The organism is Mesobacillus harenae (assembly GCF_013343715.1).
In the GTDB taxonomy this organism is placed as follows: Bacteria; Bacillota; Bacilli; order Bacillales; family Cytobacillaceae; genus Mesobacillus_A; species Mesobacillus_A harenae.
In genome coordinates, this window is record NZ_JABUNR010000008.1 from 101672 (window position 1) to 128521 (window position 26850).

Here is a 26850-nt window from a genome sequence, read left to right on the forward strand (position 1 = left end):
ATTATGAATTTAGAATTAATAAAGTGTCATGGATCTGGAAATGACTTTTTACTCATAGATGAAATTAGCAATAATTATACAATTACAGAAGAACAAAGAGCTGAACTTGCCCGGAATCTCTGCAGCAGAGAGGAATCCCTGGGCGCTGACGGGATCCTTTTTGTCCAGAACAGTGAAAAGGCTGATGGCAGAATGCGTGTGTTCAACTCAGACGGTTCCGAGGCTGCCATGTGCGGGAATGGCCTTCGCTGTGTTGCTCGTTACATATGTGAACAGCAGGGCAAAGAAGAAGCGGTAATTGAAACAATGAAAGCGATCCTCCGTGTTGGAATAGAGGAAAATATTTATCCGGGAATCCCAACCTATAAAGTCGAAATTTCACCGGTTTCCTTCCAGCTGGAAGACCTGCCATTAAGGATTGAACGTAACACATTAATAAATGACCAGATTTCATCGCTATCAAACGAACTTGTGTTTACAGCTCTAGCTGTTCCGAACCCGCATCTGGTTTCGGTAGTTGAAAGCGTGCAAATTCAGTCTGATTTGCAGAAAAACATCAGTCAATCAGTGAATGGTCCCAATGAATTGTTCCCTGATGGCGTGAATGTCAGCTTTGTAAAGATTCTGGATGGAGAAGGAATTTATGTGCGTACCTATGAGCGGGGAGTCGGTTTTACAAACGCTTGCGGGACGGCAATGTCTGCTTCAACTCTCGTTACCACTCTACTTGGAATTAGCAATATTGAAACACCCGTAAACGTGTTTAATAATGGTGGAATGGTTCGTTGCATTGTCCATAAAAACCAAGATGATTATACGATTGATTTAATCGGGAATGCCACGTACCTGTACCAGGCTTCTCTATATGTTCATTTTGATGGCGGAAAAGCACGAGCGGAGATTCTTAGCAAGCAGGAGCTATTGGAGGAAGAAAGTTACTCAAAACTTCAAGAGCACGCTCAAACAGTGGTAGCAAAATATATCCAGAACTAAAAAGGAGCAGCGGGATAAATTAATCTCGCTGCTCTTTTTTTAACTTGTTTTCGAATGTTCCATTTAGACTTTACTTTGTTGTCCTTTTAAAAAATTAAGAACCGGTTCAAAGAGCTGTTCTTCCTTGGCAGAAAAATATTCAGCAAACGGGTTGCCGTCCTTTTTAATCCGCTGGACCATCGAGGTAATTTGAAAGCGTTCCATTGACAGAGTCTCATCCACCTCATCCCAAAACAATGGTGCTGCTACTGTAGCACGCGGATTTCCCCTTGGTGAAAAAGGTGCAACAATCGTTTTTCCGGCACTGTGCTGTATATAATCCACATACAGGCGGCTGCCGCGATTTTTCTTCAGTCTTTCAATTGTAAACGAATCTGGATCACTTGAGATTAAGTATTGTGCAACAAACTCGGTAAACAGCCGAGTATCCTCATAAGAGAATTTGTTTTCTGGCAAGGGGATATAAATTTGAAGTCCTTTATTCCCGGACGTTTTAATGAAACTAATCAGATTTAGCTGGTCTAGTACAGTTTTTATCAAAAGAGCTGCTTTAATGGCGAGCTGGAAAGCATCTTTTGATGGGGGATCAAGATCAAATACAATTTCGCTGGGCCCCTTGCTGTGAATCGTTTGAAATGGGATATGGTATTCAATTGCAATTTGATTGCCCAGCCAAAGAAAAGTCTTAAGATTATTACAAACTATATAATCGATTCCCTCCTCAACATGAGTTTGCACGAAATCTGGAGCATAATCAGGCCTGTTTTTTTGATAAAAAGCCTCACCGCCGACGACTCCATGAGGATAACGGATAACTGTAAGCACCCGATCTTTTAGAAAAGGGAGCATGTATGGTGAAATGTCTCTAAGATAGTTGATATAATCCATCTTTTGAATAAGAGGCTCTCCCCAGAGCGGCTTGTCTGGGTGAGTAATTTGTATGTCCTCTGGCAGATTTTTTTGCTGTTGTAAAAACCTTTCAAACGTACAGGCGTCAGGAGACAAATCGAATCGGAATTTATGAAAATGTGGCTCGCGCAGTTCTCCTTGATACAATTCAAGGTATTTGACCTCAATGCATATAGCAGGGGCGGCATACAAAAATCGTTTATCCTCAGAGAGTTTGTTTTGTTTTATGGTTTCAAAAAGGGCAGATTTTTCTTCGGGTTTAAATCCAAATAATACAGTTCCTATCTGAACTGGCTCGGAATCCTTAAGAACGGCGATTGAAAAGTAGCCATTCGCTTTTTCATAAGCAGTAATAATGCATGATACATATTTAAAATTTTTATATTTAAGCCAAGCTTCCGTCCTTTTCCCTTCCTGCCAAGAGCTGTTCTGCTTCTTTGCAACAATGCCTTCTCCGTCAAACAAAGTCACTTTTTCCCATAATGAATTGAAGTCACTTTTAGAGGGAACAAGCTGCACTAAACGGTCCGAATCCATTTGGGGATCAAGTGGAAGCCCGGTTTCTTGGAATAAGGCGATAAGCTGATTCCTCCGTTTATCGTAGGGTTGATTCGACATGTTTTCCCCTTTTAGTCTCAACAAATCAAAAATCATTAGATGGCATGGCTTTTTGGAAGACTGTTCGTGAATTCGCTCATCTGAACGCATTCTTCCTCTGACCTGGACCTCGCCAAAATTAGATTTATAAGGGTTTGCAAGCAACACTACTTCACCATCCAGTGTTAATGGCAAAAAAGGCCGAAAAATTTCTTCATGAGATAAAAGAAAATTCTTAATCTCGGGAAACAGGCTGTCGAGAGGATTGCCGTTTCGACTTGAAAGCATAATGTTTTGATCCCATTCTAAAATAGCCCTAAAGCCATCATACTTTACTTCATAACGCCATTCTTCCCCGACCGGCACATCAAAACTTAATGTTGGCAGCATTGGTTTCACTTCACCACTCCTCTCCATACTCCTTTTACACTAATTTTTCCAACTACCACTAAAAATAGTCGGCTGGCAAATCTTTTAATGCATTGGGTACTGGGATCTGCGTAAATTAAAGATAATCAATAATTAGATTGGAGAAAATGCGATGCATACAATGTGGAAGGGAAGCATAAGTTTTGGCCTTGTTAATATCCCGATTAAGCTTCATACAGCAACAGAGGATAAAGATATTAAGCTGAGGACCCTTCATAAGGAATGCCATTCCCCAATAAAGTATGAGAAGGTATGTCCTGTATGTGAAAAAGAGGTAACCAGTGAAGATATCGTCAGAGCTTATGAGTATACAAAAGGTAAATTCGTTGTGCTTGAGGAAGATGAACTAAGTAAATTAAAAGAAGCAAATGAAGATAGAGCAGTTGAAATTGTGGATTTTGTAAAAATCGAGGAAATTGATCCAATTTATTACAATAGAAGCTATTATATGTCACCCAATGAAGGTGGTGGCAAAGCTTACTCCTTGTTAAGGAAAGCTTTAGAAGAGTCCCAAAAGGTCGGAATCGCAAAGATGATCATCCGTTCTAAAGAGCAGATGGCTGTTATTAGAGTATATGAAAACACTCTTGTGATGGAAACGATCCATTATCCTGACGAAGTCCGGAAAGCCAGTGATGTTCCTAATGTACCAGCGGATGAAAAGATCACCCAAAAAGAGCTTGATACAGCTATAATGCTCATTGACCAGCTAACCGCTGAGTTTGAACCGGGCAAGTACACGGATGAGTATCGGGCCTCTCTTCTGGAACTAATTGAAGCGAAGCGAACTGGACAGGAATTTGTTACGCCAACCGAAAAGGAACCAGCTGCAAATGTTACAGATCTAATGGCAGCCCTCCAGGCATCTATTGATAAAACAAAACCTGAAAAAGCACCTGCCACTCGAAAAAAGAAAGCAGCTTCGCCCAAAGCAAAGAAGAAACAAGCATAGACACACTCTAGATCAGTAAACCGATTCCGCTTTTACGCAGAATCGGTTTTTTGATTATTAGAAAAATTTATTGACTATATTCATGAATTCTTCAGTTTTCGCTAAGAACAAATAATCTTTGCAGGAATCTGCTAGTTTTGCTTGCACATTATTGAGTTTCAGTTTGTTAAAAAAGACAAGGCGTAGTATGCAAAATTATTGACAAAGAATCCAATCTCTTTAGGGAACAGGCTTTCTTGCTTGTATCCTGATCAGAACCTTTCTGAATAGACTGTTATTAAGGAAATGGTTAAAATAGGTATATTAAGGACAGGGGGAGATTTCGGTGGAGAAATACATTTTATCCTTGGATCAAGGAACAACAAGCTCCAGGGCAATCTTGTTTAATAATGATGGGAATATTGTTCATACCTCGCAAAAGGAATTTAATCAGCACTTTCCTAAGCCAGGGTGGGTAGAACATAACGCTAATGAAATTTGGGGATCGATTTTATCCGTTATCGCCACTGTCCTATCTGAATCAGGTGTTAAACCCGGGCAAATTGCTGGAATTGGCATAACGAATCAGCGGGAAACGACGGTAATCTGGGACAAAGAGACAGGGATTCCTGTATATAACGCAATCGTTTGGCAATCGAGGCAGACGAGCAGCATTTGTGAAAAACTCAAAGAGGAAGGCCATGATCAGCTGTTCAGGAAAAAAACTGGCCTGTTAATTGATCCTTATTTTTCTGGAACTAAGGTTAAATGGATATTGGATCATGTGAATGGAGCGCGAGCTAAAGCCGAGCAGGGAAAGCTTCTGTTTGGTACAATAGATACTTGGCTAATTTGGAAGCTATCTGGAGGAGCGGCACATGTTACTGATTACTCAAACGCTTCACGTACCTTACTATTTAATATTCATGATTTGAAATGGGATAAAGAAATACTCCAAATTCTTAATGTTCCGGAGAGCATGCTGCCTGAAGTCCATCCTTCATCAATGATTTATGCTCATACAGATACACAGCATTTTTTCGGACAAAAGATTCCCATTGCCGGAGTGGCTGGTGATCAGCAGGCTGCTCTGTTTGGTCAGGCTTGCTTTGAACCCGGTATGGGGAAAAATACATATGGAACCGGTTGTTTTCTGCTTATGAACACAGGGGAGAAAGCTGTTCAATCGGAGCATGGATTATTAACTACAATTGCTTGGGGAATAGATGGTAAGGTGGAATATGCTCTCGAAGGAAGTATATTTGTAGCCGGTTCAGCAATCCAATGGCTGCGTGATGGTCTAAGAATGATAAAAACTTCTGCAGACAGTGAGAGTTATGCAGAAAAAACACAATCTGCCGACGGAGTTTACGTTGTCCCTGCTTTTGTTGGTTTAGGAACGCCCTATTGGGATAGTGATGTACGGGGAGCGGTGTTTGGGTTAACTAGAGGCACGAGCAAAGAACATTTTGTCCGGGCAACCCTGGAATCTTTAGCCTATCAAACCAAGGATGTCCTTTCTGCAATGGAAGCAGATTCAGGAATTACCTTGAAAACCCTTAGAGTGGACGGTGGAGTGGTTAACAATAATTTTTTAATGCAATTCCAAAGTGATATTCTTGATGTTTCTGTGGAGCGGCCTACAATAAGCGAGACGACGGCACTAGGAGCAGCCTATTTAGCTGGCCTTGCTACTGGATTCTGGAGCGACAAAGAAGAAATATCGCAGCAGTGGGCTGTTCAAAGACGGTTTGATCCCTCAATGGATGATGACATTCGGAGCACTCTTTATAGCGGCTGGAAAAAAGCCGTTAATGCGGCAATGATGTTTAAGTAGGGAGTAATAAATAATTCTGGATGCTACTAACACTTGCAGGGACTAAATTTTTCGGAGAAAAGTTGGCAGATCAGCTAATTGACAATAGCAGAGCGGCTGAAAATCCACGGGGAAACAAGGGAAGGTAAGCAGAAGCTTTCGAGGTCAGGAGTCGATTGAAGCTACGTCTTTCACTATTATGACACGTTTGAACAGGGAGGTGCGGGGTATTGAAAAATAAGACATTGAACCGGAAAATATTTATTATCCCTTTAATCCTTGTTATTGGGGTGCTTGGTACCTATTGGGGATATCATTACTTAAACCTTTCTTCAGAACAAACCTTACAGGAAAAAGCAAACCTGCCAGACGAAGTTGACGGGCCGTTAGAGGAAGAAGCTCAATTTAATGAAGGGGCATCAGAATTTAAAAACGTTGGAGACTTTATAGCTGAGTATCATGAATGGTATAACCAGAAGCTTGGCTGGGGCGGGCTTAAGGCGGTTAGCTGGATAGACCAGCAAAAGGCAGCTTCTGAACTTCAAGCTGAGCTGGCTCTAATTGAAACAGATCATGCTGACCTTCAAAAGGATTTTAATTCTATAGCCGGTTACGCTGAACAGGTAGCATCCGGGGAGAAGGATGCTAAACTGCTTCAAAGTCTCCACCGCTATTTTCATGATCTTGATATCGAATACAATGGGTACCGAGACACCAATGATTATTATGAGATCACAGAATTTAAGAGGGACCGTTAGAACAGGATTCTCACAATAAGGTTTTTTGCAGGTTGATAACAGTAACAATCTGCTGGAAGGACAAGATATGCAAATCATCGTACTTTCAGATACTCATATGCCTAGAATGGCCAAGCAGTTTCCAGAAGCTATTGTAAAGGATTTAGAAGTGGCTGACTTAATAATTCATGCTGGAGATTGGCAGACGATCGAAATGTGGAAACAGTTAACTAACTTTGGCAAGGTCATTGGTGTGACAGGCAATACGGATAGCCCTGAACTTAAAACAGCTTTGAAAGATCGTGAACTAATATCGATTAATGGTTACAATATAGGAATAACTCATGGCCATGGTAAGGGAAGTTCGACTGAAAAGCGCGCCTTAAAAGCTTTCGCCGATGAGCCGGTTGATTGTATTATTTTTGGGCATTCTCACATCCCTATGAAGAAATTAATAAATGGCAAGATACTGTTTAACCCAGGGTCTGCTACTGATAAACGCAGACAGCCGAAATTTTCATACGGGAAGATATCATTAGACTCCAGCCCAGTTTTTGAACATATTTTTTACGAAAATAAGCAATGAAAAATAGTACAGTACAAAGGAGCAAATCATGAAAAAGTTCACAGTTTCATTCCATGAACAAGATCAACTAGATGAAATCACCGTTCATAAATTAAATGAGCAAGACTATGAAAAGGCAAGTGAAGGAGGCACAAGACATTTATTTGAACTTGATACCAATATCGGCTTCTTTGTTTTTTTTGATTGTGTCGATAAAGAAGGAAATGCTTCGCACTTAGTCTTTCAGCTTGAAGAGGACTCTGAGGAAGCTACGGCGTGTTATGGTTTCGAATTAAAGGAATTTTACGAGTTTATGGCATTGTATCTGAATGACTTTGAATTCAATGAGGAAACAAATGAGGATGAGGAAGTTTATGGGCCGATACAACATCTTGCCCACCTTATGTATCATATTGTTGAAGAAGGAAAAACCATATCAGAATAGAAAAAGAGCAGGAGAGATGCCTGCTCTTTTCTTATGGGATGGGGAATTATAAAAGGTCCAAGTAGGGATAACTGAATGTGTTGTCCTGCATTCTGCACCCTTTCGTCCGCTCAAGTCCCATTAGTCGCCAACGCTTGCTTGCACTTTCATTCTTATTCTGGCAAATGCTGCTTGCAATAAGAAATTACTTGAGTTTCTTCGTCTTCTTCAAGGGCAAAATCAATCACTTTTCCGCTTGCCCTGTCTATAAAATGATATTGCAAAATAGTTCCATCACCATTTTCATTTCTGTAAATCACTCTTAAAGAAAGACCTTGTTCTCTGTATAATTCATCTTCCTCGTCCACTTCTATGTTTAATAAGTATTCGTAGCGTTCTCCAGCTAACAGCCCAAATGGGTCTTCCAGGCTCTCTACCTCATATCCTGTTATTTCCAAATCCATGACCTCCCTTCCGTACATTCACTTATAATATTATATAACGAAAAGTTCTTTATCAATCAAAAAAGACTTTGATGGCTCATACTCTGCGCTTTATTTGTCTTTTAGCCTGGCCAAAAACCCTATGATCCTAATGTGTTTTGCCTGTTTTCAGCCAAACAAGAGTTTAGCTGCTTCATAACCAAAGTACAGGCCAAAACCAATTAGAGATAAACCAGAAAAAATTGAAATAATGGTAAGGATCTTGGTTGTTAAGAATTTGCGGAATCCGCTTGCGATGCTGGCCATTGTTATATCCCAGATAAGCACTCCTAGGATAACGGAAAAACTGTAAAAGACCAATTCACTCGTACCAAAGGAAGCGGCTGTTTTAGCAAGAATGGAACCATAGATCCCTAGCCAAAATAAAATGGTTAAGGGGTTAGAAATGGAAAGCAAGAATCCTGATAGAAAAGATTTGAATTTAGAATCTCCACCGCGTTCCTTTTCTAAAACGAGTTTTCCAGCGTTTGCCATGCTTTCAATTCCGGTGTATATAAGAACAAAACAGCCAAACAGCCAGAGGAAGGACTTCATAAAAGGCACTTCAAGAAAGTGGACTACTCCCATGTAGACAGCCACCATATAAATAATATCAGCTGTAACAGCACCTAATCCTAAAAGCCAGGCATGAAAAAAGCCGCTTTTTATTCCTTTGTTCATTTGGGCGGCATTTACTGGTCCAATTGGGGCCGCGAGTGATAATCCCAGAAATACATAGCTAAAAAATGCACTCAATATTATACCCTCCATCTAACATATCGTGTAGTCCTGCTTGTACTATATGTATTCAGTTCATTATGCTTGTACCACTTAAAAATGGATTATTTCTATCGAGGAATTAGGTTATTACCAATTGGAGGAGATAACGTTCAATAAAAAAATGTTATTTTACGAATGAACCTCGTAAATATGTGCATACTATTCTAGAACGTTATTCGTTCTAACATTAGTAATTTTCAGGAGGAAAGATATGGCTACTGGTAAAGTAAAATGGTTTAATTCCGAAAAAGGTTTTGGATTTATCGAAAGAGAAGATGGAGAAGACTTGTTTGTGCATTTTTCAGCCATTCAAGGAGAAGGATTTAAGAGTCTGGATGAAGGCCAAGAAGTTACCTTTGATATTGAAGAAGGTCAGCGTGGTCCACAAGCTGTTAATGTTTCAAAAGCATAAACTTCTGAATTGTTTCTAACTTTTGACAGAAAAACAAAAGCATGCTATTATAAAAAAAGATGTTGATTTAGAATTTATATTCATTTATTATAAAGAGTTAACATTGAGGGCTTTTTATAATAAATGAATTTTTTTTGTATGGACTTATTTTCTTTTTCTAAATTGACAATTACTTGTAAGCCGAGAGCGATCATTAAACAGGAGCGTGAGAATATGGCATTTGGAAGAAAAAATCCAGAAGAAATAATCACGGCGGAAACGAAAGTTTGGGCTTGCAGCTCGGAAGATTGCAACTGCTGGGTTCGCGATAATTTTAAGAGCAGTGAGGTTCCTAAGTGCCCAATCTGCCACAGCGAGATGGAACAGGAAGTTAGAACTTTAGAAGTCGTCAATAATCATAGCCAGAAGCTGAATGCTAAAGCAGAATAGCTTGAACAGAAGACACTATACAAACTAGTGTCTTTTCTGTTTTTTCGCTGTTTTTTTTGCATCAAACAAAAAAGCAATCTACTCAGTGTAGATTGCCCTTTTGTTTGATGCGGATGAGAGGAGTCGAACCTCCACGGTATTGCTACCACTAGAACCTGAATCTAGCGCGTCTGCCATTCCGCCACATCCGCATATGATGCGATATAAAATAATATATCATAGAGAAAATCAGTTGGCACGGAAAATTTTGACAAGCCTATAGTTCATCATTTAAGTGTTTTGGAAAGTACGGTATAATCTTTTAAGGTCCTTAAAAGGCCTAACAGATATGCTGCCAGTTGATCCTGGCAAAAGCAAGGAAAGGCGGGGGTTTGGTGCAGTCTGATAATTACTTCTTTGCTAAAGATTTACGGAACGAAGAGTATTTCTTTTTTCCAAAATGCTTGATGACGAATCATAACTATAAAGGGCTTTCCTTTGAAGCGATCATATTTTGGTCCCTTTTGTTCGATCTTCAGAAGTTATGTTCGCAAAAAGGCTGGTCAGAACCCGAAACAGGCAGGGTTTTTATACTTGAGCCTTTACGGCTGCTTGAATTATATAGAAGGGAAGAAATCATTTCTCCTTTAGATTCGCTAAAAGAACTGATTCATTTTAATCTGATAGAGGCTAGTGAGCCAAGTGAAAGCGGATCAAGTAAATATTTTCTTTTAAAACCGTATGAGGACGAAAAAGATGCCCTTGAGATTGAAAAGAAACGCGAAGAGTACTTTCGAAAAATGGAAAATAGTATATCAACTCATAGTAGTACGCTGAGTCAACAGCCAGAAACTATTCAAAAGGCAAACAGCCATTTACTCAAAAAGTTTATCCTAGATCAGAAGTTACAGGATGAGACGCTGATAAACGAATTGTACAACCGGTGTATAGTGGGAAATTCTGTCCAGGAGATAACCTATCAGCAAATTAAAAAGATCTACCAGATGATCATTGACAAACCTGCTGGCCTTAGCCGCTCTCATTCTGCACAGCAGAAACACAATTCCCCTGACCATCAGCCAGAAGGAGAGCTCTCTAATAGCGAATCCGATGATTCTTATGAAAAAGCGTTAAAATTTATGGAAAGTTATCTAAGTGGTTCCGAACGAACCTTACTTGCGGATGACAGCATTCTCATACTGTATAAGCACTTCGATAAGATGACCTATTTGAGGGAAAATAACTTGTTCAACCTTCCGCTTATGCTAACCCTGAAAAATGAGTTTAAGCTTAATAAAGACCGTTTTAATCTCTTGCTCGACGAAGCCCTTGAGGCGTATGATTACAGCAAGGATCTTAATGAACTTCCAGACTTTACAAAGTTTTTCAAAACTATAATTGAAAATGAAGGGCTTTTTTACAAAGACCAAATTTTAATCAGGCAAATTACAGAAAAGCTATTTGCGCTGCCAGACCACTTAAAAAGCTTTGTATACGAGCAGATGAAAAAGGCAGACAGCTATTTCCCAGAGCGTTATGCGCTAGTAATGAATAACTTTAGAGCAGTTAACACGGTTTATCAGGAAAGGGGAAGTTCAGATCTTCCTGACGAAGTTTTCCAGATGGCTTTCAGACGCTTATTCATGGCTGATAAAATATATAGCATTGCATCTTATTTCAGCAAAGCCATTCAATATATCCAAAGTGATTTGCAAACTAAGGGTCAAAAACAAGTACCTGTATTGGAAGTGCCAGATGATTCAACAGATCACCCGGAGAGTAATTGGGTTGAAAAAATAGTTAATTTAAAAGATACTAAAGGTGCCATTGAAAAAATGTCCGCAGAAGAACAAGACGAGTATAGAAGACAGGCTAAGGCTCTTAAAGAAAAACTAGCTGGTTTAAGAAACAAATAGATTTTAGAACTTATAAGGGTGAGCATTTTATGAAAAGCTTTAAAGATTTATTAAGCCAGGGTGGCGGAACTAGATTTAGCCAACGAGTAGTAGAAACGAAAATGTGCCCTCACAACAATCAAATGCTCGAACTGAGGGAAACGACAAAGATTAACAAAGATGGAGAAAGTACAGTACATCAGCAATGGACTGAATGTCTTTGTGAGGTTGCAACGGCAACTAAAAAGCGACAGGTAGAACTTAAGGTCGAGCAATTTGACCGCTATACAACCCAAAATCCGGATCTAGAACATGCTAGCTTAAATGATTTTCAGTACTCTGAGGATCGTTCCCAGATGAAGGCATTACAGAAAGCCATTAATTATATTGAGAGATTCGTTCCTAACAATGGCAAAAAACTGTATTTTTTTGGTGATGTCGGGGTTGGGAAAAGCCACTTGGCCATCAGCATTCACAAAGAAATTAAAGAAAAAGGGTTTACGTCGATCTATTTGGAGATGGACAAAATTATGAGGATTATAAAAGACACGTGGTCCAAAAACAGTGAAGAAACTGAAGGGGAGTTTTTCAAGGTACTCCAGGAAGTAGACTTGCTGGTCATTGATGATTTAGGTGCTGAGCATAATAGCCAGTGGGTCCAGGAGAAACTGTTTTCTATTCTGAACAGTCGTATGGGAAGAAATACAATATTCACATCTAATCTTAGCCCGCTTGAACTGGATAAAACATACTCACGCCGGATTTCTGACCGAATCCTGGACAGAATTGAAGTTGAAGACTGTATTGAAATCGAGCTAAAAACAAGCTACCGAAAGAAAAAACTGCTTGAACAGCTGATGAACAATAAACCAGAAAACACATAGAGATTCGGCACTCTTGATGAGTGCCTTTTACTTATTCCATAAGCTTTTCATAGGAGAGTGATTAATTATGGCGAGAGTTAAATTGGATCATGTCGGAATAATGGTCAGAGATATCGAAACATCAATCAAGTTTTATCAAAATATAGTCGGAATGGAGTTAAAAGATCGTGTCCCTCATACAAATGGTGAGATTCAGCTGGCTTTTTTAGGGTTTAATGGGTCAGAGGAGACTGAACTTGAATTAATTCAAGGATATAATGGAGATTTGCCGGCGGAAGGCAGGGTCCATCACATAGCATTTACTGTAGAAGATATTGAAACCGAGTTTGAACGGATTAAAAGCCTTGAGGTTACTTTAATTGACTCCGAAATCACGATTCTGCCAAATGGATATCGCTATTTCTTTTTTCATGGCCCAGAAGGTGAATGGATTGAATTTTTCCAACGATAAGTCATTCTGGCGTTTGACAATATCTAGGAAGTGAATTATATTTAAGCTAATAAAATATGTTTCTTATCAAGAGAGGTGGAGGGACTTGGCCCTGCGAAACCTCGGCAGCAGACTCTAAAGAGCACTGTGCCAATTCCAGCAAGCCGACTGCGCTTGGAAGATAAGAAGGGTCAACTAAAATGTACAGCCTCTTCTTATTGTATGGAATTAAACGATAAGAGGAGGCTTTTTGTGTTTTAAAAATGAGTTTTCAAGGAGAGAGAAAAATGGAGGATCTAAATAGAAAGGATGTTATTATTTCTGAGCTTTTAGAATTAGGTATCTATAAAAAAAGAAACCTGCAGCTGTTTGAACTATCGTTATATGAACTGGAGGCTGAATATAATAGAGTTAAGGGAAAGGATAGTTTAGGGGAACACATGAATAGTTGCACTTAATCAAAAGATGATTTCTAAAATATTGTTGCTTTAGAAGATGATCGAAACGGAACGCAGGAGACACCTCAGAAAAGCATTAGCATTTTTGAGGAGTCCGTGGGTTAGCTTGAGATGTATAAACATTGCAGAGGGGCAGTAAGACTCCACAGACGCAGATGCAAGAAGGAAGAGGTATACCACCGTCCGCCCCGTAGACAGCGGGCAACCTGAATGGAAATCAACGACTGCTATAGTTTGAATAGTAACAAAGTTTACGAATCAAAAAAGGCGAAAAGCCTACTCTTTCGAAAAAGAGAGGGCTTCGCCTCGAAGGGTTTTGAATTGTGTTTCGATATATTGAACAGCAACTGAATTAAATTCCTTGGCTTTTTCAAGGTTGCATAAGTGGCCGCTTTTTCCAATGATTGTGATAAGTGCTTTGCTGCAAAAGGAAGCCTCCTGCCTGGCTGCTTCAATAAACATATGGTCCTCACTGCCCATGATATATTTGGTTGGGATAGAGAGGTTCTTTAATTTCAGCTGAGAATATAAAACCCCTAGTTGCTTGGATAAACCGAACCAAAAAAGAAATTCTTCCTGTCCAAGCTTAGCTGCTTCCCGTACGAAAATCAATCGCGAGCTTTTATGGTTCTGTTTAGGCATCATAATCCATGCAAATAGCTTATATAAATTCATATAGGGCATGATCCCCTTTAAAGCATGTCCAAGGTGAATCAATAAGGAGGATCTTAGGTTAAATTTCACTATTGCTCCGGCAAGCACAAGGAAATGTACCCTTTCAGGTGCGACAAGGGTGATAGCGCGGGCTACAGCGGTACCTAATGAGACCCCCATAAAAGCAGCTTTATCAATTCCATTAGCATCAAGAATTTTCACTACATCGTTGGCGATTTCTTTGAAAGTATGATTTTTAAATTCTGAAATCGCCCACTTAGAATTGCCATGGCCATGCAAATCAACAAAGATAACATTAAATTTATCGGTTAACTCTCTTTTTTGTTTATACCATATTTTTGAGTTGCCGCCCAAACCATGCAGCAATACAAGCCATTCGTTGCTTTCATTATTCATATAAACTTGATGATATAGCATAGATGCACCTCATTCTCTATAAACATACAATACTAGTATACATGTTTTAAGGACTAAACCGTTACACTTTTATATAGATACCAGGCATTACTAAAAGCGAGTCTCAAAGTTTTGTATAAGAGAAGCAGCTGCTTACATAACGAAAAACGCGCGGATAGCGAGAAATGGCTCCTGACTTGCGGAACCATTTCAGAATTTAAAGAGTTGACAGATTCAGTTGCATATCCCATAAGCAATTAAAAAAGCCCCGCGTATCATGTAAGGCCAATACGGTTAAGGGGCTCTATCAACTATTATTTAATTGCGTGTGGACGCCACCTGGGAGTGGGCTGCATGAAGGCTGCTTTCCTTTACTGTACTCGATGCTTGCTGGTAAGCACAGTAAACTAAAAAGACGGAGACTAAAATGTAACCAGCGACGAAGTCAGGAGCAGCATTGATCGCCAATTTAGGCGCATGCATGAATCCAGTGAAAGATAAGAACGCGCCGATTAAAGAGAAAAGGCTGGCTTTTCCGTACTGTTTATCGATGATCCCGACGGTAATCGCTCCCAATATAATTCCTGTAAACATGGCACCTTGGCCTAGAGGGACGATACCAGCAGAAATATTTCCAACAACTTCTCCAGCGGAATTGTTAAATCGAGTCATGATGTAGTTTGCGAAATATGGAAGCATAGCAAGAGCTACTGCCGGAAAATACTTTGTTTCATTAGAGTGGAATGCTGTAGCAACCATAGAGATTCCAACAAATACTAAGATCGGGGCAACGGCAGCAAGCGGGATAATTGCAGATAGCGCGGCGATGACTCCAGTCATGGCAGCAATGCCAAACACAATTGCGTTTAAGATACTATACCCACGTCCAGCTCCCATTGCTTTAGAACCTACAGCCGCAATGTAAACAGTAGTTGGGAAAAGTCCGCCGAATAGGGCGCCAAGCATAGTTCCGACTCCATCGACAGCTTGTGATTCACGGACATCATATGAATCTCCGGCAGCTGCCATTGCATCAACGTTATTCATCGTTTCAATAGCGTTGTAGATTGTGATGGGTAAAATAATGGCTAGCAAGCCAACCAAACTTCCAAATAAATAAGTCATTCCATCAAAAGCAGCAAGAGTGGGGAGAATTGGATAAAATCCAACATGAGCCAAACCCTCAGAAATTTTTCCAGGAGACTGGTAACCCAGTGCGAAAGCTAAAATAGTACCAATTAATACTGCGAAAAGTGATGCAGGAATTTTAAATGGCATGGCCATTTTCCCAACTACCCCAACAATGATAATGATGAGGGAAACTAGGCCGACAACTGGAATTGAAAAAGTATTAAATAGCATTTCACCAGCAATGAAGGTTAATGCAACCCCAGCCAAAGCCCCAAGCATCGCTGCGCGAGGAAGGTGATCTCGAACCCAGTTGCCTGATACACTAACTAGTGCCTCAATCAACCCACTTAAAAATGCAGCTGCAATGGCAATTTTCCAGGCTAGTTCATGATTGCTAGTTAAGGCATATGCGGGTGCAAGCACTCCAAACAGAAATACGAACATAACCGGAGTACTAATTCCATAAGCTAAGGCTGTAACATCTGTACGGCCCTCTTTTTTTGCAAGTCGATTAGCCATGTAAGCATAATATAAGTTTCCAGCCATAACAGCTACTGCAGCCCCAGGAATAACCTTTCCAAAGACAATACTAGCAGGGAATCCCATCCCAAGCATAGTAACAGCGATAATAACAAAGTTAGCCAAATTATTCTGAAATAGAGCAAAAAATGCATCTGTATCTTCTTTTTTATACCAAGGATAGTTGATTGCTTTATTCATTATAGTTCCTCTTTTCTTAGTTATTTAGTTCGTTAGTAAAACAGGTTCAGGCAAAAAGGTTATACTTCCATTCTTTAAAGATTGAATCCGGGCTAATGACTCAACTCGATAACCTGCTTCTTCAAGTTTATCCCTTCCCGGCTGGAAGGACTTCTCAATGACTATCCCTATTCCCGCAACAGATGCGCCTGATTGTTCAACAATTTCAACTAAACCAAAGGCCGCCTGCCCATTTGCTAGAAAGTCGTCAATGATTAGGACTCGGTCATCTGCACAAAGGAATTCCTTTGAAACGGTGATCTGATTTGTCTCTCCTTTAGTAAACGAGTGAACACTGCTTGAATACACATTGCTTGTCATCGTTAAAGACTTCTTTTTACGGGCAAAGACGAGTGGAACCCTGAGTTCATGGGCTGTAATAAAACTTGGTGCAATTCCTGAAGTCTCAATCGTTAGGATTCTAGTAATCTTGTCAGTCTGAAAGCGATTTGCAAATTCCTTCCCAATTGAAAACATCAATTCTGTATCGATTTGATGATTCAAAAAACTATCCACTTTCAGTACGCCGTCTGACAAAACAGTCCCTCTTTTTTTTATCGCTTGTTCCAATGATTTCAATTTGCTTCCTCCTGCAGACTGGAATTTAACATAAAAAACCCGAATCCCAAAGCACCACTTTTGACTAAAGTGACGCTCTGACATCCGGGTTTAATTAAAGAATGCAAAATTAAAGCCCATGTACCAAAAGTAAAAAAAGAATGGTCCCATGGCACAATGCTAGAGTATCACTCGTAGTCAAGTTATTTACGGTAACCTGGTAGAAACTTGTGGGCCATATCCCCACTATTATACGAGTTTTTTATGAAATTGTTTGTGTATAGATGTGATTATAAATGATTATTAGCATAATTGGAACAAAAAACTATGAAATCACGAACAAATATAGGTAAATAATAATGAAAACCCTTTCAAAATTGTCTGTAAATCTTTTAAGGGTGAATTTTCAGAATTCTAATCGAAAGTCAGTTTTTAAATTCCGGGTAGACAAAAAACATAAAGAGATATATAATTATAATTAACAGAAATTTTAGAATTAATAAAAAACATTGATTTGTCATTCTTCGCATAATTAAATCTTTTATACTGACTCTTGCTGTAGGTAAAAACGCAAAAATGAAAGGGCTTTCATATGAGGTATGTTTGTTTGCCATTCTTCATAGAAATAGATTAGGAAAAGGGCTGAGGCTACCTAAAAAGTTCGCCCACCTATAAATTAAAAGGAGTGAGGATATGACAAGTTCAAGTTTACAAATGTCACGTCAGTTATTAGTAGGGGAATTGATTAGAAGGGCTGCACATAAAACACCAAACCAATTGGCATTTATTTATGAAAATAAGAAAATCACTTATCTTGAACTTGAAAAAAGAACGCTTCACCTAGCAGGCTGGCTACAAGACCAGGGTCTAAAAATCGGTGACAAGGCAGGGATGATTTTTAAAAACAACCTAGAGTTCGTTGAAGTAATGTTTGGTACAGCGGCAGCCGGGTATGTAAGCGTTCCGATTAACTTTCGGCTAGCTCCTGAAGAATATAGTTATATCATTAACCAGTCCGACACAAAGATATTATTTATAGAAGAAGAATACCAGGAAACTATTCAATCAATCAGGCATCAGATCCCAAATGTTGAGCTAGTGGTTGTTGTAGGCAAAGTAAATGCTTTAGATATGATTCCTTATGAAGCTATTTTTCAATCAAACAGTGAGTACAAACCTATAGATAATCTCGTTCAAGAGAATGATCCGTGCATGATTTGTTATACATCGGGCACGACAGGGAAACCAAAGGGAGCTGTTCTTACACATAAAAATGTTCTGCTTAGTGCTCTCAATAGTGTTGTTGATTCAAAAATAGAATCAGGATCAAAACAATTGATCGTCACTCCATTATTTCATATAGCGGGTGTAGGAAATCTCCTTATCAGTTGTTCTGTTGGAGGTCTAACTGTTATTCATCGAGAGTTTAATCCTGTTGGAGTCTTAAATGCGATACAAGAAGAGCAACTAAATGGTCTATTTATGGTTCCGGCGATGTGGAATTTCATCTTACAAGTTCCTAATATCGGGGATTATGACCTTAGCTCTGTAAAAAGATGTTCGACCGGTGCAGCTATATGTCCAGTCGGCATAAAGGAAAAACTGATGCAGTATTTTCCAAATGCAGGGTTATTTGATGCTTTTGGACAAACGGAAATGAGCCCGACTACAACTTGTTTGCTGCCCCAGGACAATATCCGAAAAGCAAATTCTGTAGGAAAACCTGTACTTAATGTAGAGGCGAGAATCGTAGATGAAAATATGAATGATGTTCCGATAGGTGAAATAGGGGAAATTGTCTATCGAGGACCCACAGTAATGAAAGAATATTATAAGAACCCTGAAGCAACAGAAGAAGCTTTTCAGGGTGGATGGTTTCATAGTGGAGATTTAGTTCGTCAGGATGATGAAGGCTTTATTTATGTCGTTGACAGACGAAAAGATATGATCATAAGCGGTGGAGAAAATATCTATCCGGCAGAAGTAGAAGCGGCTCTTCATAAACATGATGCAATACTAGAAGCTGCAGTTGTTGGCATTCCTGATCAAGAGTGGGGAGAAAGCGTCAAGGCCTTCATTGTACTTAAAAAGGACAAAATTCTATCAGAGCAGGAAGTAATACAACATTGCCTTACCCATTTAGCCTCCTATAAGAAACCGAAAATCGTTGAGTTTCTTGATGAATTGCCAAGAAACCCTTCTGGGAAAATATTAAAGCGTGTCCTTAGGGATAACGAAGTAAAAGTCAATTAAGAGAGTTCCGTTATTAAAAGGTGGGGACGTTAATCGGCCCCACCGATAGCTATCTCCTTGATTTAACGCAAAAGACCAATAGGAGGATACATGATAAAGGAGGCGGGGATTATGGCAGAAGAAGTTATACAGGTCTTGGAAGCGTACTTTATGGAAAAGCTCGTTGGGTCAAAAAATCTAGAGATTCGAGATTTTTACCAACCGTCTGCTGGCTGGTCAGATGAATCCTTTATCTTTACGGTCTGCTGGGATACTTTGGGTGGGAGTCATGAAAAAGGATTTGCAATTCGCAAACAAAATAAAGGCGGTTTAATGAGCGAAGGGAAAAATTTTCACCAGCAATTTAAGTTTCTGGATCGCTTAAGTAAGAATTGTGATATACCTGTTCCTGCTGTGCATTGGTATGAAGGTGAAGACTCTATTTTAGGAAGCCCATTTTTTGTCATGGATAGAATACAAGGCGATAGTTATGTTCCTTGGTCTAAAGAAGGTCAGAAATTTTTTGAGCGTGCACATGCTGAAGGACACATCCCCTTACAATTTATACAATACTTAGCAAAGCTGCATCTTCATGACTATAAACAGTCTGGTTTCCCAGATGACTTTGACGAACCGGGCGGAAAATATGGATATATAGACAATAAGTTAAAGAACCTTGAAGCTATGTATCTTCATTACCAAATCAGTCCAGATCCTGTAATGGCAGATGCACTGGAATGGCTAAAATTAAACAAGCCTGCAGCCCAGAAGTATTCCATCATACATAATGATTATCGGACAGGTAATCTTTTATACAACAGAAATGAAATCACAGGAATACTAGACTGGGAAGCAGCTGAAATTGGTGATCCTATGGCGGATGTTGCTTATGTTTGTGCAAAGTCGAATCGAATGGATTCTCCACTTATGTGTTATTTATTGGAAAAACAAATGTTTATCAAGACTTATAGTGAGTTAACAGGATTAAAAATAGAAGAAGATATACTCCATTATTATGAGGTTTTTCATCAAGTTCGGTTTGTTTTGATTTCCCAGTCAGCCGGAACAGCTTTTGCAAAGTCTCAGACAAATGATCTTCGAATGGCAAGGCAAGGCTACAGGTGGCCGTTGATGCGGAGCATGGTAGCTGATTTATTAGGTTATTAGGGAGGTTTCCAATGTACGATAAGGCGTTTACCGTTAAAACTGCTAATCAGGTTTTGAAAGATGTAATCATTCCAAATCTTACGGATGGTGTTGCAAAGGAACAGGCAATAGCCCTTATCTCTGTATTAAAGAACTTAGAAAAGAATACCAGTGAAAATACCAAACCAAAAGAACAGATAATCAATCTGATGGAGCGAACATTACTAGATTATGCTGGTCAAATAAAGAAAAATCCTAACGTTTTCAGAGATGCTGTCTGGGCTGATCAGCTTGAAGAAGCAATAAAGCAAACAGAAATCATTGAGGGTGTTACGGAAAAGTGGAAAAACTACAATGATTTGCAATGTCAGCTCCTTTATTTTTTATACAAAGAAAGTTTGAACAATCCAACGATTGAACAGAAGTATATAGCTCCTTTAAGAAAACAGATAAGGGAGCAGTTAAACATTGAAATCGCACTTGTTCGTTAATTAGTAAACTATTTAAACAGGAGGGGATTGGTATTTATGAATGATATAGAACAAAAATTTGGCATAAGTGAAGAAGTTGTTAATCTGCGGCAGAAGGTCCGTAAGTTTATTGATGAAAAAGTGATTCCTGTTGAGAGTGTTCTTGAAGAAAGAGATGATGATGGGCGGCGAATACTTAAAGAGTTGCAAGCACAGGCAAAACAAGAAGGAATTTGGGCTCTGGGCCTCCCTAAAGATATAGGCGGCGGAGGTCTGAAATTTATGGATTACGTCTATGTAAATGAGGTTGTTGGCCGTTCTGAAGCAGCAATGTCTGTTCTTGGCACTCATACAGCCCAAGATGGAGCAATGCTGAACCTTTTTGGAACAAAAGAACAAAAGGAAACATGGTTATATCCGATGGTTAATGGCGAGATTAGTCCATCAGTAGGGTTAACTGAACCGAATGTTGCTGGATCTGACCCTACGCTAATCCAATCTATGGCTTACTTAGATGGAGACGAATGGGTTATTAACGCTCATAAATGGTTTACTACAGGAGCTAATTTGGCAGCGTTTACAACGATGTTTTGTGTCACTGAACCTGAGGAACCTAGCAGACATAAAAGGTCCTCTATGATAATCGTCCCTACGAATACACCAGGATACGAGATTGTTAGAGTTATTCCAACAATGGGGCATACATCAGGATGTCACTGCGAAATCCGCTTAACAAATGTTAGGGTGCCAAAGGAAAACTTACTTGGTGAACGTGGAGCGGGTTTTTTAATTGCTCAAAAAAGACTGGGGCCAGGCAGAATCTATCATTGTATGAGGTGGTTAGGGCAGGCTCAAAGGGCTTTCGATCTAATGTGCAGCCGAGCATTAAACAGACATGCTCATGGATCGTTATTGTCAGATAAACAAATGATTCAAAAATTCATTGCTGATTCTGCAACTGAAATCCAAGCAGCCCGTTTAATGACTCTTGAAGCAGCGAAGAAAATAGATGTAGGAGAGGAAGCGCGTATTGATATTGCGATGATTAAAGTCTTCGGAGCAAAAGTTCTTCATGATGTTATTGACCGTGCTATTCAGGTACATGGTGCGATGGGTGTCAGCTCAGATACTCCGCTGGAAAAAATGTACCGAGAGGCAAGATACGCCCGACTTTATGATGGTCCTGACGAAGTACATACTTCTACTATTGCCCGGCGCATTTTAAAAAGCTATCAACAAGGAGAGAGCTGGGATCCTGCGAATTTCTAAAGGAATAGTTCCTGAAAACTCAAAGTAAATAATTTCCGGAGAATCTCAAGATTTTTAAGAATTAGCTTATTAGCATTTTGAAAATAGAGGTGATGGATTTATGCAAAAGGTTCATTATGAAACACTAAAAACTGATGTGAAAGATCATATTTTGACGATTACTCTGTGCCGGGAAAATTTAAATGCTTTTAATACGAAAATGTTAAATGAACTCATTCATGTATTTGATGAAGCAGATGCTAATGATGAGGTTCGAGCCATTATTATAACTGGTGATGGGAAAGCGTTCTGTGCGGGCGCAGATTTGAGTGGCGGGACGAGCACATTTGAAGATAGCGAGACTGAAGCTGATGAGTATCGGGACGGAGGCGGCATCTTAAGCTTACGGATTTTCGAACTGAAAAAGCCGATCATTGCTGCCATTAACGGTCCCGCGGTTGGCGTGGGGATTACCATGACACTTCCAATGGATATTCGTATTGCTTCATCGAACGCGAAAATGGGGTTCGTGTTTTCCAGGCGCGGTATTACTCCGGAAGCATGCAGCGGCTGGTTCTTGCCAAGAGTGATAGGGATTAGCAGGGCAAGTGAATTAGTATTAACAGGAAGAATCCTTAAGGCACCTGAGGCATTGGAAATTGACTTGGTTAGCGAAATTGTTTCTCCTGAAGAGCTCCTCCCGAGAGCCAGAACAATTGCAAGTGAAATTGTGCAAAATACATCAGCAATATCTGTCGCATTGTCTCGTCAATTGCTATGGAAAATGCTAGGGGCTGATCACCCTAGAGAGTCTCATAAAATTGAATCGCAAATGATTCATTGGACTGGAAAGCAAGCTGATGTACATGAAGGGATTTCGGCCTTTTTCGAAAAAAGAAAGCCAAACTTCCCAATGAAAGTCAGTTCTGATATGCCGCCGTTTTACCCATGGTGGGACTAGGATAAACTTGGACTTCGTGGGCAGCCCGGTTAAACAGGAAGTAGCGGAATTAAAAAATATTATTCGAAAAGGAGTTTTTAGATGTCTAAATCATATTTAGCAGAAGAACATGAAATATTTAGAAGGTCTTTCAGGAAGTTTCTTGAAAAGGAAGCCGTTCCATATTTTGAAGAATGGGAACAAGAAAAGCAAGTTCCAAAATCTTTTTGGGAGAAAGCCGGTGAACAAGGGTACTTATGTCCATGGCTAGATGAAAAGTACGGCGGATCAAATGCGGATTTTGCCTATTCAGTTGTGATGGCTGAAGAATTGGATAAGGTAGGATCCGGGATTGGAATAGGACTTCATAATGATATCGTGATTCCTTATATTGCAGAATTTGCTTCTGAGGAACAAAAGGAAAAATGGCTGCCAAAAGCAGTTAGCGGCGAGATGATTTCAGCGATTGCGATGACGGAACCTGGCACCGGCTCAGATCTTGCTGCAGTTCAGACGACTGCTGTCAGTGATGGTGATAATTATATTATTAATGGTGAAAAAACGTTTATCACCAACGGTTATTCTGCGAATTTTGTCATCGTTGTATGCAGTACAAATCCGAGTGCTAACCCAAGGCACAAAGGAATCAGCCTAATTGTAGTAGAAGAAGGCACTCCTGGGTTTAAGAAAGGAAAAAAATTACGGAAGATGGGGCAGCATGCCAATGACACATCAGAGCTGATCTTTGAAGACGCGATTGTTCCAAAGGAAAATTTAATTGGAGAGGAAGGAATGGGCTTTTATTATTTAATGCAGAAGCTGCAGCAAGAGCGTCTTATGCTGGCGATTGGGAGCATTGCTTCCTGTCAAAATATGCTGGAGCTTACCCTTGATTATGTTAAACAGCGGACAGCGTTTGGTAAACCAATAGGGAAATTTCAAAATACCCAATTTAAGATGGCTGAAATGGCTACAAAGATTAAAATTGGCGAAACATTTGTCGATCAGTTAATTTGCGATCATATTGCAAAGAAGAATGTTGTTAATGAAGTGTCCATGGCTAAATGGTGGTTAACCGACCTTGCCAAGAATGTAGCCAGTGAGTGTATGCAGCTCCATGGCGGATACGGATATATGGAAGAATACGAGATTGCTAGAAGATACCGGGATGTGGCTGTGGGGTCGATTTATGCGGGGACAAATGAAATTATGAAAACCATTATTGCGAAAAATATGGGGTTATAGTTCTAACTAACTAAGTAGTTCATATAGCTGAATGAGTACATTCCTTTTATTTATGTTTTTCTTAGAAAAAATATTATTGGAGGTTGATTTTATGAATCTATTTGATGGATTAGAAAAGAATGCTCGTAATAACCAGGAAAAGACAGCCATTATTTTTAATGAGAAAGAATATTCATATAAGGAATACAATGAGCAGGTGAACCGAATTGCCAACGCATTAATCAGCCACGGCATAGAAAGAGGCGACAAAGTTGCTTTAATGATGAAAAACTCCGATCAATTCTGCTTTGTTTATTATGGAATATTGAAAGCCGGCGGAGTTGCAGTTCCGGTTAATTTCAGGCTGACAGCAAAAGAAACAAGCTATATTTTGGATGATTCTGATTCAGTCATAGTATTTGCAGATGAGGATCTGGCAGAAACAGTTCAAAAAGCAGCAGAAGGGTCAAACAAACTGCGTCTCCAAATTATTTCAGGCTCGAACAAAAAAGACAATCAAGTCCTTTTATCTGAATTCAAGAGCTCGTTAGTCAGTAATCCTGAAATCGGCGTTTTAGAATCGGACGATGCTGAAATCTTGTATACATCAGGAACAACAGGCCTGCCAAAAGGGGTAGTCCTTGATCATCACAGAGTTCTGCATGTTGGGCTTGGAATTATTATTGAATTTAAGATGGGTACGGAAGATCAACTGCTGCATCTTGCTCCATTATTCCACTGTGCCCAGCTGAACTTATTTTTAGTGACTGGAACAATGCTTGGCTGCACAAATGTGATACGCCAAGAATTTAATCCGCAGCAGACCTTAAAGGATATCGATCAATATAAAATCAGTTTATTCTTTGGTGTTCCAACCATGTATAACTTTTTGCTGCAGGTTCCAAATCGTGAACAGTACGATCTGTCAAGCGTTAAGCGATGCGGGTACGGAGCAGCACCTATGCCAACTGCCTTATTGAAACAGGCAATGGAGTTGTTTAGTACAGATCAATTCTTTAATATGTGCGGACAGACAGAGGGGGGCCCTGGGGGAGTCCAGCTGCTGCCTGAGGATCATAAACATAAACTCGGAGCATCTGGAAGAGCTTCTTATGGAGTTAATGCGAGGATAGTAGATGAAAACGGAGAAGATGTTAATTCTGGAGAAGTTGGAGAATTTATCATTCAATGTGAAAGCATGATGAAAGGATACTATAAAAAACCGGAAGAAACGGCAAAGGTTCTTAAAAATGGGTGGCTTCATACAGGGGATCTTGCCACAATTGATGAAGAAGGCTACATCACACTCGTTGACAGGAAAAAAGACATGATTATTTCAGGTGGGGAAAATGTTTACTCTACAGAAGTGGAACACATTTTATACAAACATCCTGATTTACTGGAAGCTGCCGTGATCGGTATTCCGCATGAAATATGGGGAGAAACAGTAGCCGCCGTAATTGTTCCAAAGGAAGGAAAACAAATAAAGCATGAAGAATTGCAGCAATTTTGCCGTGAAGAACTTGCTGGGTATAAAATTCCAAAGGTTTTTTATGAAATAGATCAGCTTCCTCGTAACACTTCAGGAAAGATATTAAAATATCAGTTGAGAGAGCGGTACAGAGAAGCGGCTGTTAAATAGCATATTTAAGTTCAATTCAAGTCTTTTAAATTATGGTTTAAAAAATAAATAATTTGTAAAATATTTCGAAGATTGATATTATTATGAAAACCCTTCCATTATATTTTTAGGAGTTGATCGTTTGACTATGCCCTTAGAGGGAATTCGTGTCCTGGATCTGACAAGGCTTCTGCCGGGTCCATATTGTTCGTTGATGCTCGCAGACTTCGGTGCTGATGTGATAAAAATTGAGGATACAAAATTGGGTGATTATGCACGATGGACCGAGCCAAAAACAGGTGAGTTCAGCGCAATGTTTTATTCTTTAAATCGTAATAAACGCAGTATGAGCCTTGATCTTAAATTAGAAGAAAGCAGGGGGATTTTTCTTGAACTTGTTAAGACGGCAGACGTTCTCGTCGAATCTTTTCGTCCTGGGGTTATGGACCGATTAGGCTTAGGGTATGAGGAGCTGAAAAAACATAATCCTAAGTTAATCTATTGTGCAATTACGAGTTTTGGCCAAACAGGTCCCTATAAGGATCAGCCGGGCCATGATATAAACTTTTTAAGTTATTCCGGGTTATTGGATCTGCAGGGAGAACAAAACAGGAAACCTGTAAGCTCTTCTGTTCAGATTGGCGATATTGGCGGAGGTTCCTTAATGGCTGTTATTGGCATCCTGGTCTCCATTATTGAAGCAAGAAAATCAGGCAAAGGCCAGTTTATTGATATTTCAATGCTGGATGGAGCCGTTTCCTGGATGCAGACGATACTCCCAGCCTTCCTAACTGATAATCAAGCACCAAAAAGAGGAGAACTTGTCCTAAACGGAGCCAAAGCATGTTATGAAACATATGAAACAAAAGACCAGCGATATTTATCGGTTGGGGCTCTGGAGTTTAAGTTTTGGAAGAATTTTTGCCTAGTGATTGGGAAGGAAGAAATAATTTCCAAGCTCGATGCTCCTAGCGATCAGCAGAATGCACTTAAACAAGAGATTCAAGCTGTTATCTCTACAAAAACATTACAAGAATGGATAGCTCTTTTTGATGGGATTGATGCTTGTGTTGCTCCTGTATTAACCGTTGAAGAAATGGTCAATGATCCGCAAATCAAGGACCGCAAAATGATTGAAGAAGGATATAACCCTTCTGCTGGAATCACCAGGCAAATAGCTAATCCTATTAAACTATCAAGAACAAAGGCTGAGACTGTCCGCCAGGCTCCTGGTCTCGGAGAACATAATGAGGAGATTTTAAAAGAATTAGGATACTCCCAGCAGTTAAAAAACTAACTT

General features: G+C 39.7%; 26 protein-coding genes, 1 tRNA gene and 2 riboswitches. Of the genes, 20 read left to right on the forward strand and 7 right to left on the reverse strand.

Annotation, left to right across the window (positions count from 1 at the left end; all coding sequences use genetic code 11):
* Positions 1 to 3 precede the first annotated feature (3 nt).
* Entirely contained in the window at positions 4 to 993 is a 990-nt protein-coding gene (gene dapF, locus HRJ06_RS11340) for a diaminopimelate epimerase (protein WP_174733037.1), read from the forward strand.
* Between the two features lie 63 nt (positions 994 to 1056).
* Here the strand turns inward: dapF and HRJ06_RS11345 are convergent, their stop codons facing one another.
* On the reverse strand, positions 1057 to 2898 hold the full coding sequence (locus HRJ06_RS11345; RefSeq protein WP_174733038.1) for a DNA ligase D: 1842 nt from the start codon (positions 2896 to 2898) through the stop codon (positions 1057 to 1059).
* A 142-nt stretch (positions 2899 to 3040) separates the two neighbouring features.
* Between HRJ06_RS11345 and ku the strand changes: the two genes are divergently transcribed.
* From ku to HRJ06_RS11370, 5 genes are all read left to right on the forward strand, one after another.
* Positions 3041 to 3880, forward strand: a complete 840-nt coding sequence (gene ku / locus HRJ06_RS11350; RefSeq protein WP_174733039.1) for a non-homologous end joining protein Ku — start codon at positions 3041 to 3043, stop codon at positions 3878 to 3880.
* 325 nt (positions 3881 to 4205) lie between these two features.
* Positions 4206 to 5696 carry a glycerol kinase GlpK gene (gene glpK / locus HRJ06_RS11355; protein ID WP_174733040.1) on the forward strand — a complete coding sequence of 497 codons (1491 nt, stop codon included), beginning with the start codon at positions 4206 to 4208 and terminating at the stop codon, positions 5694 to 5696.
* Positions 5697 to 5905: 209 nt separating this feature from the next.
* Positions 5906 to 6433: a hypothetical protein gene (locus HRJ06_RS11360; protein ID WP_174733041.1), complete on the forward strand. Its 528-nt coding sequence runs from the start codon at positions 5906 to 5908 to the stop codon at positions 6431 to 6433.
* A gap of 67 nt (positions 6434 to 6500) precedes the next feature.
* Positions 6501 to 6998, forward strand: coding sequence for a metallophosphoesterase family protein (locus HRJ06_RS11365; RefSeq protein ID WP_174733042.1), 498 nt, complete (start codon positions 6501 to 6503; stop codon positions 6996 to 6998).
* 28 nt (positions 6999 to 7026) lie between these two features.
* Entirely contained in the window at positions 7027 to 7422 is a 396-nt protein-coding gene (locus tag HRJ06_RS11370) for a cytosolic protein (RefSeq protein WP_174733043.1), read from the forward strand.
* 152 nt (positions 7423 to 7574) lie between these two features.
* Here the strand turns inward: HRJ06_RS11370 and HRJ06_RS11375 are convergent, their stop codons facing one another.
* Both HRJ06_RS11375 and HRJ06_RS11380 read right to left on the reverse strand, forming a co-directional pair.
* Positions 7575 to 7865 carry a DUF6509 family protein gene (locus HRJ06_RS11375; protein WP_338421082.1) on the reverse strand — a complete coding sequence of 97 codons (291 nt, stop codon included), beginning with the start codon at positions 7863 to 7865 and terminating at the stop codon, positions 7575 to 7577.
* A 147-nt stretch (positions 7866 to 8012) separates the two neighbouring features.
* Positions 8013 to 8639 carry a LysE family transporter gene (locus HRJ06_RS11380; RefSeq protein ID WP_174733045.1) on the reverse strand — a complete coding sequence of 209 codons (627 nt, stop codon included), beginning with the start codon at positions 8637 to 8639 and terminating at the stop codon, positions 8013 to 8015.
* Between the two features lie 235 nt (positions 8640 to 8874).
* Here HRJ06_RS11380 and HRJ06_RS11385 point away from each other — a divergent pair, with 235 nt between their 5' ends.
* Complete coding sequence (locus tag HRJ06_RS11385) at positions 8875 to 9075, forward strand: cold-shock protein (protein WP_174733046.1); 201 nt, start codon at positions 8875 to 8877, stop codon at positions 9073 to 9075.
* 213 nt (positions 9076 to 9288) lie between these two features.
* Positions 9289 to 9504, forward strand: coding sequence for a cold-shock protein (locus HRJ06_RS11390; RefSeq protein WP_174733047.1), 216 nt, complete (start codon positions 9289 to 9291; stop codon positions 9502 to 9504).
* 108 nt (positions 9505 to 9612) lie between these two features.
* Here the strand turns inward: HRJ06_RS11390 and HRJ06_RS11395 are convergent.
* Positions 9613 to 9695, reverse strand: a tRNA-Leu gene (locus tag HRJ06_RS11395).
* Between the two features lie 183 nt (positions 9696 to 9878).
* Between HRJ06_RS11395 and HRJ06_RS11400 the strand changes: the two genes are divergently transcribed.
* The 4 genes from HRJ06_RS11400 to HRJ06_RS11415 all read left to right on the forward strand — a co-directional run bounded on the left by HRJ06_RS11400 (position 9879) and on the right by HRJ06_RS11415 (position 13150).
* Positions 9879 to 11399, forward strand: a complete 1521-nt coding sequence (locus HRJ06_RS11400; RefSeq protein WP_174733048.1) for a replication initiator protein A — start codon at positions 9879 to 9881, stop codon at positions 11397 to 11399.
* A 29-nt stretch (positions 11400 to 11428) separates the two neighbouring features.
* Positions 11429 to 12262, forward strand: a complete 834-nt coding sequence (locus tag HRJ06_RS11405) for an ATP-binding protein (protein WP_174733049.1) — start codon at positions 11429 to 11431, stop codon at positions 12260 to 12262.
* A 67-nt stretch (positions 12263 to 12329) separates the two neighbouring features.
* Positions 12330 to 12713, forward strand: a complete 384-nt coding sequence (locus HRJ06_RS11410; protein WP_174733050.1) for a VOC family protein — start codon at positions 12330 to 12332, stop codon at positions 12711 to 12713.
* Between the two features lie 60 nt (positions 12714 to 12773).
* A riboswitch (SAM riboswitch) is annotated at positions 12774 to 12880 on the forward strand.
* A gap of 99 nt (positions 12881 to 12979) precedes the next feature.
* Positions 12980 to 13150, forward strand: a complete 171-nt coding sequence (locus HRJ06_RS11415; protein ID WP_242035211.1) for a Fur-regulated basic protein FbpA — start codon at positions 12980 to 12982, stop codon at positions 13148 to 13150.
* A 276-nt stretch (positions 13151 to 13426) separates the two neighbouring features.
* Here HRJ06_RS11415 and HRJ06_RS11420 read toward each other — a convergent pair whose 3' ends face one another.
* From HRJ06_RS11420 to HRJ06_RS11430, 3 genes are all read right to left on the reverse strand, one after another.
* Positions 13427 to 14242: an alpha/beta fold hydrolase gene (locus HRJ06_RS11420; protein ID WP_174733052.1), complete on the reverse strand. Its 816-nt coding sequence runs from the start codon at positions 14240 to 14242 to the stop codon at positions 13427 to 13429.
* A gap of 297 nt (positions 14243 to 14539) precedes the next feature.
* A complete protein-coding gene (locus HRJ06_RS11425; RefSeq protein WP_197969934.1) occupies positions 14540 to 16072 on the reverse strand; it encodes an NCS2 family permease in 1533 nt (510 codons plus the stop codon).
* 24 nt (positions 16073 to 16096) lie between these two features.
* Positions 16097 to 16690: a xanthine phosphoribosyltransferase gene (locus HRJ06_RS11430; RefSeq protein WP_174733053.1), complete on the reverse strand. Its 594-nt coding sequence runs from the start codon at positions 16688 to 16690 to the stop codon at positions 16097 to 16099.
* A gap of 154 nt (positions 16691 to 16844) precedes the next feature.
* Positions 16845 to 16946, reverse strand: a riboswitch (purine riboswitch).
* 416 nt (positions 16947 to 17362) lie between these two features.
* Here HRJ06_RS11430 and HRJ06_RS11435 point away from each other — a divergent pair.
* The 8 genes from HRJ06_RS11435 to HRJ06_RS11470 all read left to right on the forward strand — a co-directional run bounded on the left by HRJ06_RS11435 (position 17363) and on the right by HRJ06_RS11470 (position 26847).
* Positions 17363 to 18922, forward strand: coding sequence for an acyl-CoA synthetase (locus tag HRJ06_RS11435; RefSeq protein ID WP_174733054.1), 1560 nt, complete (start codon positions 17363 to 17365; stop codon positions 18920 to 18922).
* Positions 18923 to 19033: 111 nt separating this feature from the next.
* Positions 19034 to 20068 (forward strand): phosphotransferase family protein, encoded by a 1035-nt coding sequence (locus tag HRJ06_RS11440; protein ID WP_174733055.1) that lies wholly within the window; start codon positions 19034 to 19036, stop codon positions 20066 to 20068.
* 11 nt (positions 20069 to 20079) lie between these two features.
* Positions 20080 to 20538, forward strand: a complete 459-nt coding sequence (locus HRJ06_RS11445) for a hypothetical protein (protein WP_174733056.1) — start codon at positions 20080 to 20082, stop codon at positions 20536 to 20538.
* 36 nt (positions 20539 to 20574) lie between these two features.
* Complete coding sequence (locus HRJ06_RS11450) at positions 20575 to 21786, forward strand: acyl-CoA dehydrogenase family protein (RefSeq protein WP_174733057.1); 1212 nt, start codon at positions 20575 to 20577, stop codon at positions 21784 to 21786.
* Between the two features lie 100 nt (positions 21787 to 21886).
* On the forward strand, positions 21887 to 22726 hold the full coding sequence (locus HRJ06_RS11455; protein ID WP_174733058.1) for a crotonase/enoyl-CoA hydratase family protein: 840 nt from the start codon (positions 21887 to 21889) through the stop codon (positions 22724 to 22726).
* 81 nt (positions 22727 to 22807) lie between these two features.
* Complete coding sequence (locus tag HRJ06_RS11460) at positions 22808 to 23950, forward strand: acyl-CoA dehydrogenase family protein (RefSeq protein WP_174733059.1); 1143 nt, start codon at positions 22808 to 22810, stop codon at positions 23948 to 23950.
* Between the two features lie 91 nt (positions 23951 to 24041).
* On the forward strand, positions 24042 to 25571 hold the full coding sequence (locus HRJ06_RS11465) for a class I adenylate-forming enzyme family protein (RefSeq protein ID WP_174733060.1): 1530 nt from the start codon (positions 24042 to 24044) through the stop codon (positions 25569 to 25571).
* Between the two features lie 127 nt (positions 25572 to 25698).
* Positions 25699 to 26847 carry a CaiB/BaiF CoA transferase family protein gene (locus HRJ06_RS11470; RefSeq protein WP_174733153.1) on the forward strand — a complete coding sequence of 383 codons (1149 nt, stop codon included), beginning with the start codon at positions 25699 to 25701 and terminating at the stop codon, positions 26845 to 26847.
* The last annotated feature ends 3 nt before the right edge of the window (positions 26848 to 26850 follow it).

What these genes read in the sequence shown, in the direction of transcription:
- dapF (WP_174733037.1), top strand. Translation starts at nt 4, where the DNA reads ATGAATTTAGAATTAATAAAGTGTCATGGATCTGGAAATGACTTTTTA.
- ku (WP_174733039.1), top strand. Translation starts at nt 3,041, where the DNA reads ATGCATACAATGTGGAAGGGAAGCATAAGTTTTGGCCTTGTTAATATC.
- HRJ06_RS11365 (WP_174733042.1), top strand. Translation starts at nt 6,501, where the DNA reads ATGCAAATCATCGTACTTTCAGATACTCATATGCCTAGAATGGCCAAG.
- HRJ06_RS11370 (WP_174733043.1), top strand. Translation starts at nt 7,027, where the DNA reads ATGAAAAAGTTCACAGTTTCATTCCATGAACAAGATCAACTAGATGAA.
- HRJ06_RS11375 (WP_338421082.1), bottom strand. Translation starts at nt 7,865, where the DNA reads ATGGATTTGGAAATAACAGGATATGAGGTAGAGAGCCTGGAAGACCCA.
- HRJ06_RS11385 (WP_174733046.1), top strand. Translation starts at nt 8,875, where the DNA reads ATGGCTACTGGTAAAGTAAAATGGTTTAATTCCGAAAAAGGTTTTGGA.
- HRJ06_RS11390 (WP_174733047.1), top strand. Translation starts at nt 9,289, where the DNA reads ATGGCATTTGGAAGAAAAAATCCAGAAGAAATAATCACGGCGGAAACG.
- HRJ06_RS11405 (WP_174733049.1), top strand. Translation starts at nt 11,429, where the DNA reads ATGAAAAGCTTTAAAGATTTATTAAGCCAGGGTGGCGGAACTAGATTT.
- HRJ06_RS11410 (WP_174733050.1), top strand. Translation starts at nt 12,330, where the DNA reads ATGGCGAGAGTTAAATTGGATCATGTCGGAATAATGGTCAGAGATATC.
- HRJ06_RS11415 (WP_242035211.1), top strand. Translation starts at nt 12,980, where the DNA reads ATGGAGGATCTAAATAGAAAGGATGTTATTATTTCTGAGCTTTTAGAA.
- HRJ06_RS11420 (WP_174733052.1), bottom strand. Translation starts at nt 14,242, where the DNA reads ATGCTATATCATCAAGTTTATATGAATAATGAAAGCAACGAATGGCTT.
- HRJ06_RS11425 (WP_197969934.1), bottom strand. Translation starts at nt 16,072, where the DNA reads ATGAATAAAGCAATCAACTATCCTTGGTATAAAAAAGAAGATACAGAT.
- HRJ06_RS11435 (WP_174733054.1), top strand. Translation starts at nt 17,363, where the DNA reads ATGACAAGTTCAAGTTTACAAATGTCACGTCAGTTATTAGTAGGGGAA.
- HRJ06_RS11440 (WP_174733055.1), top strand. Translation starts at nt 19,034, where the DNA reads ATGGCAGAAGAAGTTATACAGGTCTTGGAAGCGTACTTTATGGAAAAG.
- HRJ06_RS11445 (WP_174733056.1), top strand. Translation starts at nt 20,080, where the DNA reads ATGTACGATAAGGCGTTTACCGTTAAAACTGCTAATCAGGTTTTGAAA.
- HRJ06_RS11450 (WP_174733057.1), top strand. Translation starts at nt 20,575, where the DNA reads ATGAATGATATAGAACAAAAATTTGGCATAAGTGAAGAAGTTGTTAAT.
- HRJ06_RS11455 (WP_174733058.1), top strand. Translation starts at nt 21,887, where the DNA reads ATGCAAAAGGTTCATTATGAAACACTAAAAACTGATGTGAAAGATCAT.
- HRJ06_RS11460 (WP_174733059.1), top strand. Translation starts at nt 22,808, where the DNA reads ATGTCTAAATCATATTTAGCAGAAGAACATGAAATATTTAGAAGGTCT.
- HRJ06_RS11465 (WP_174733060.1), top strand. Translation starts at nt 24,042, where the DNA reads ATGAATCTATTTGATGGATTAGAAAAGAATGCTCGTAATAACCAGGAA.
- HRJ06_RS11470 (WP_174733153.1), top strand. Translation starts at nt 25,699, where the DNA reads ATGCCCTTAGAGGGAATTCGTGTCCTGGATCTGACAAGGCTTCTGCCG.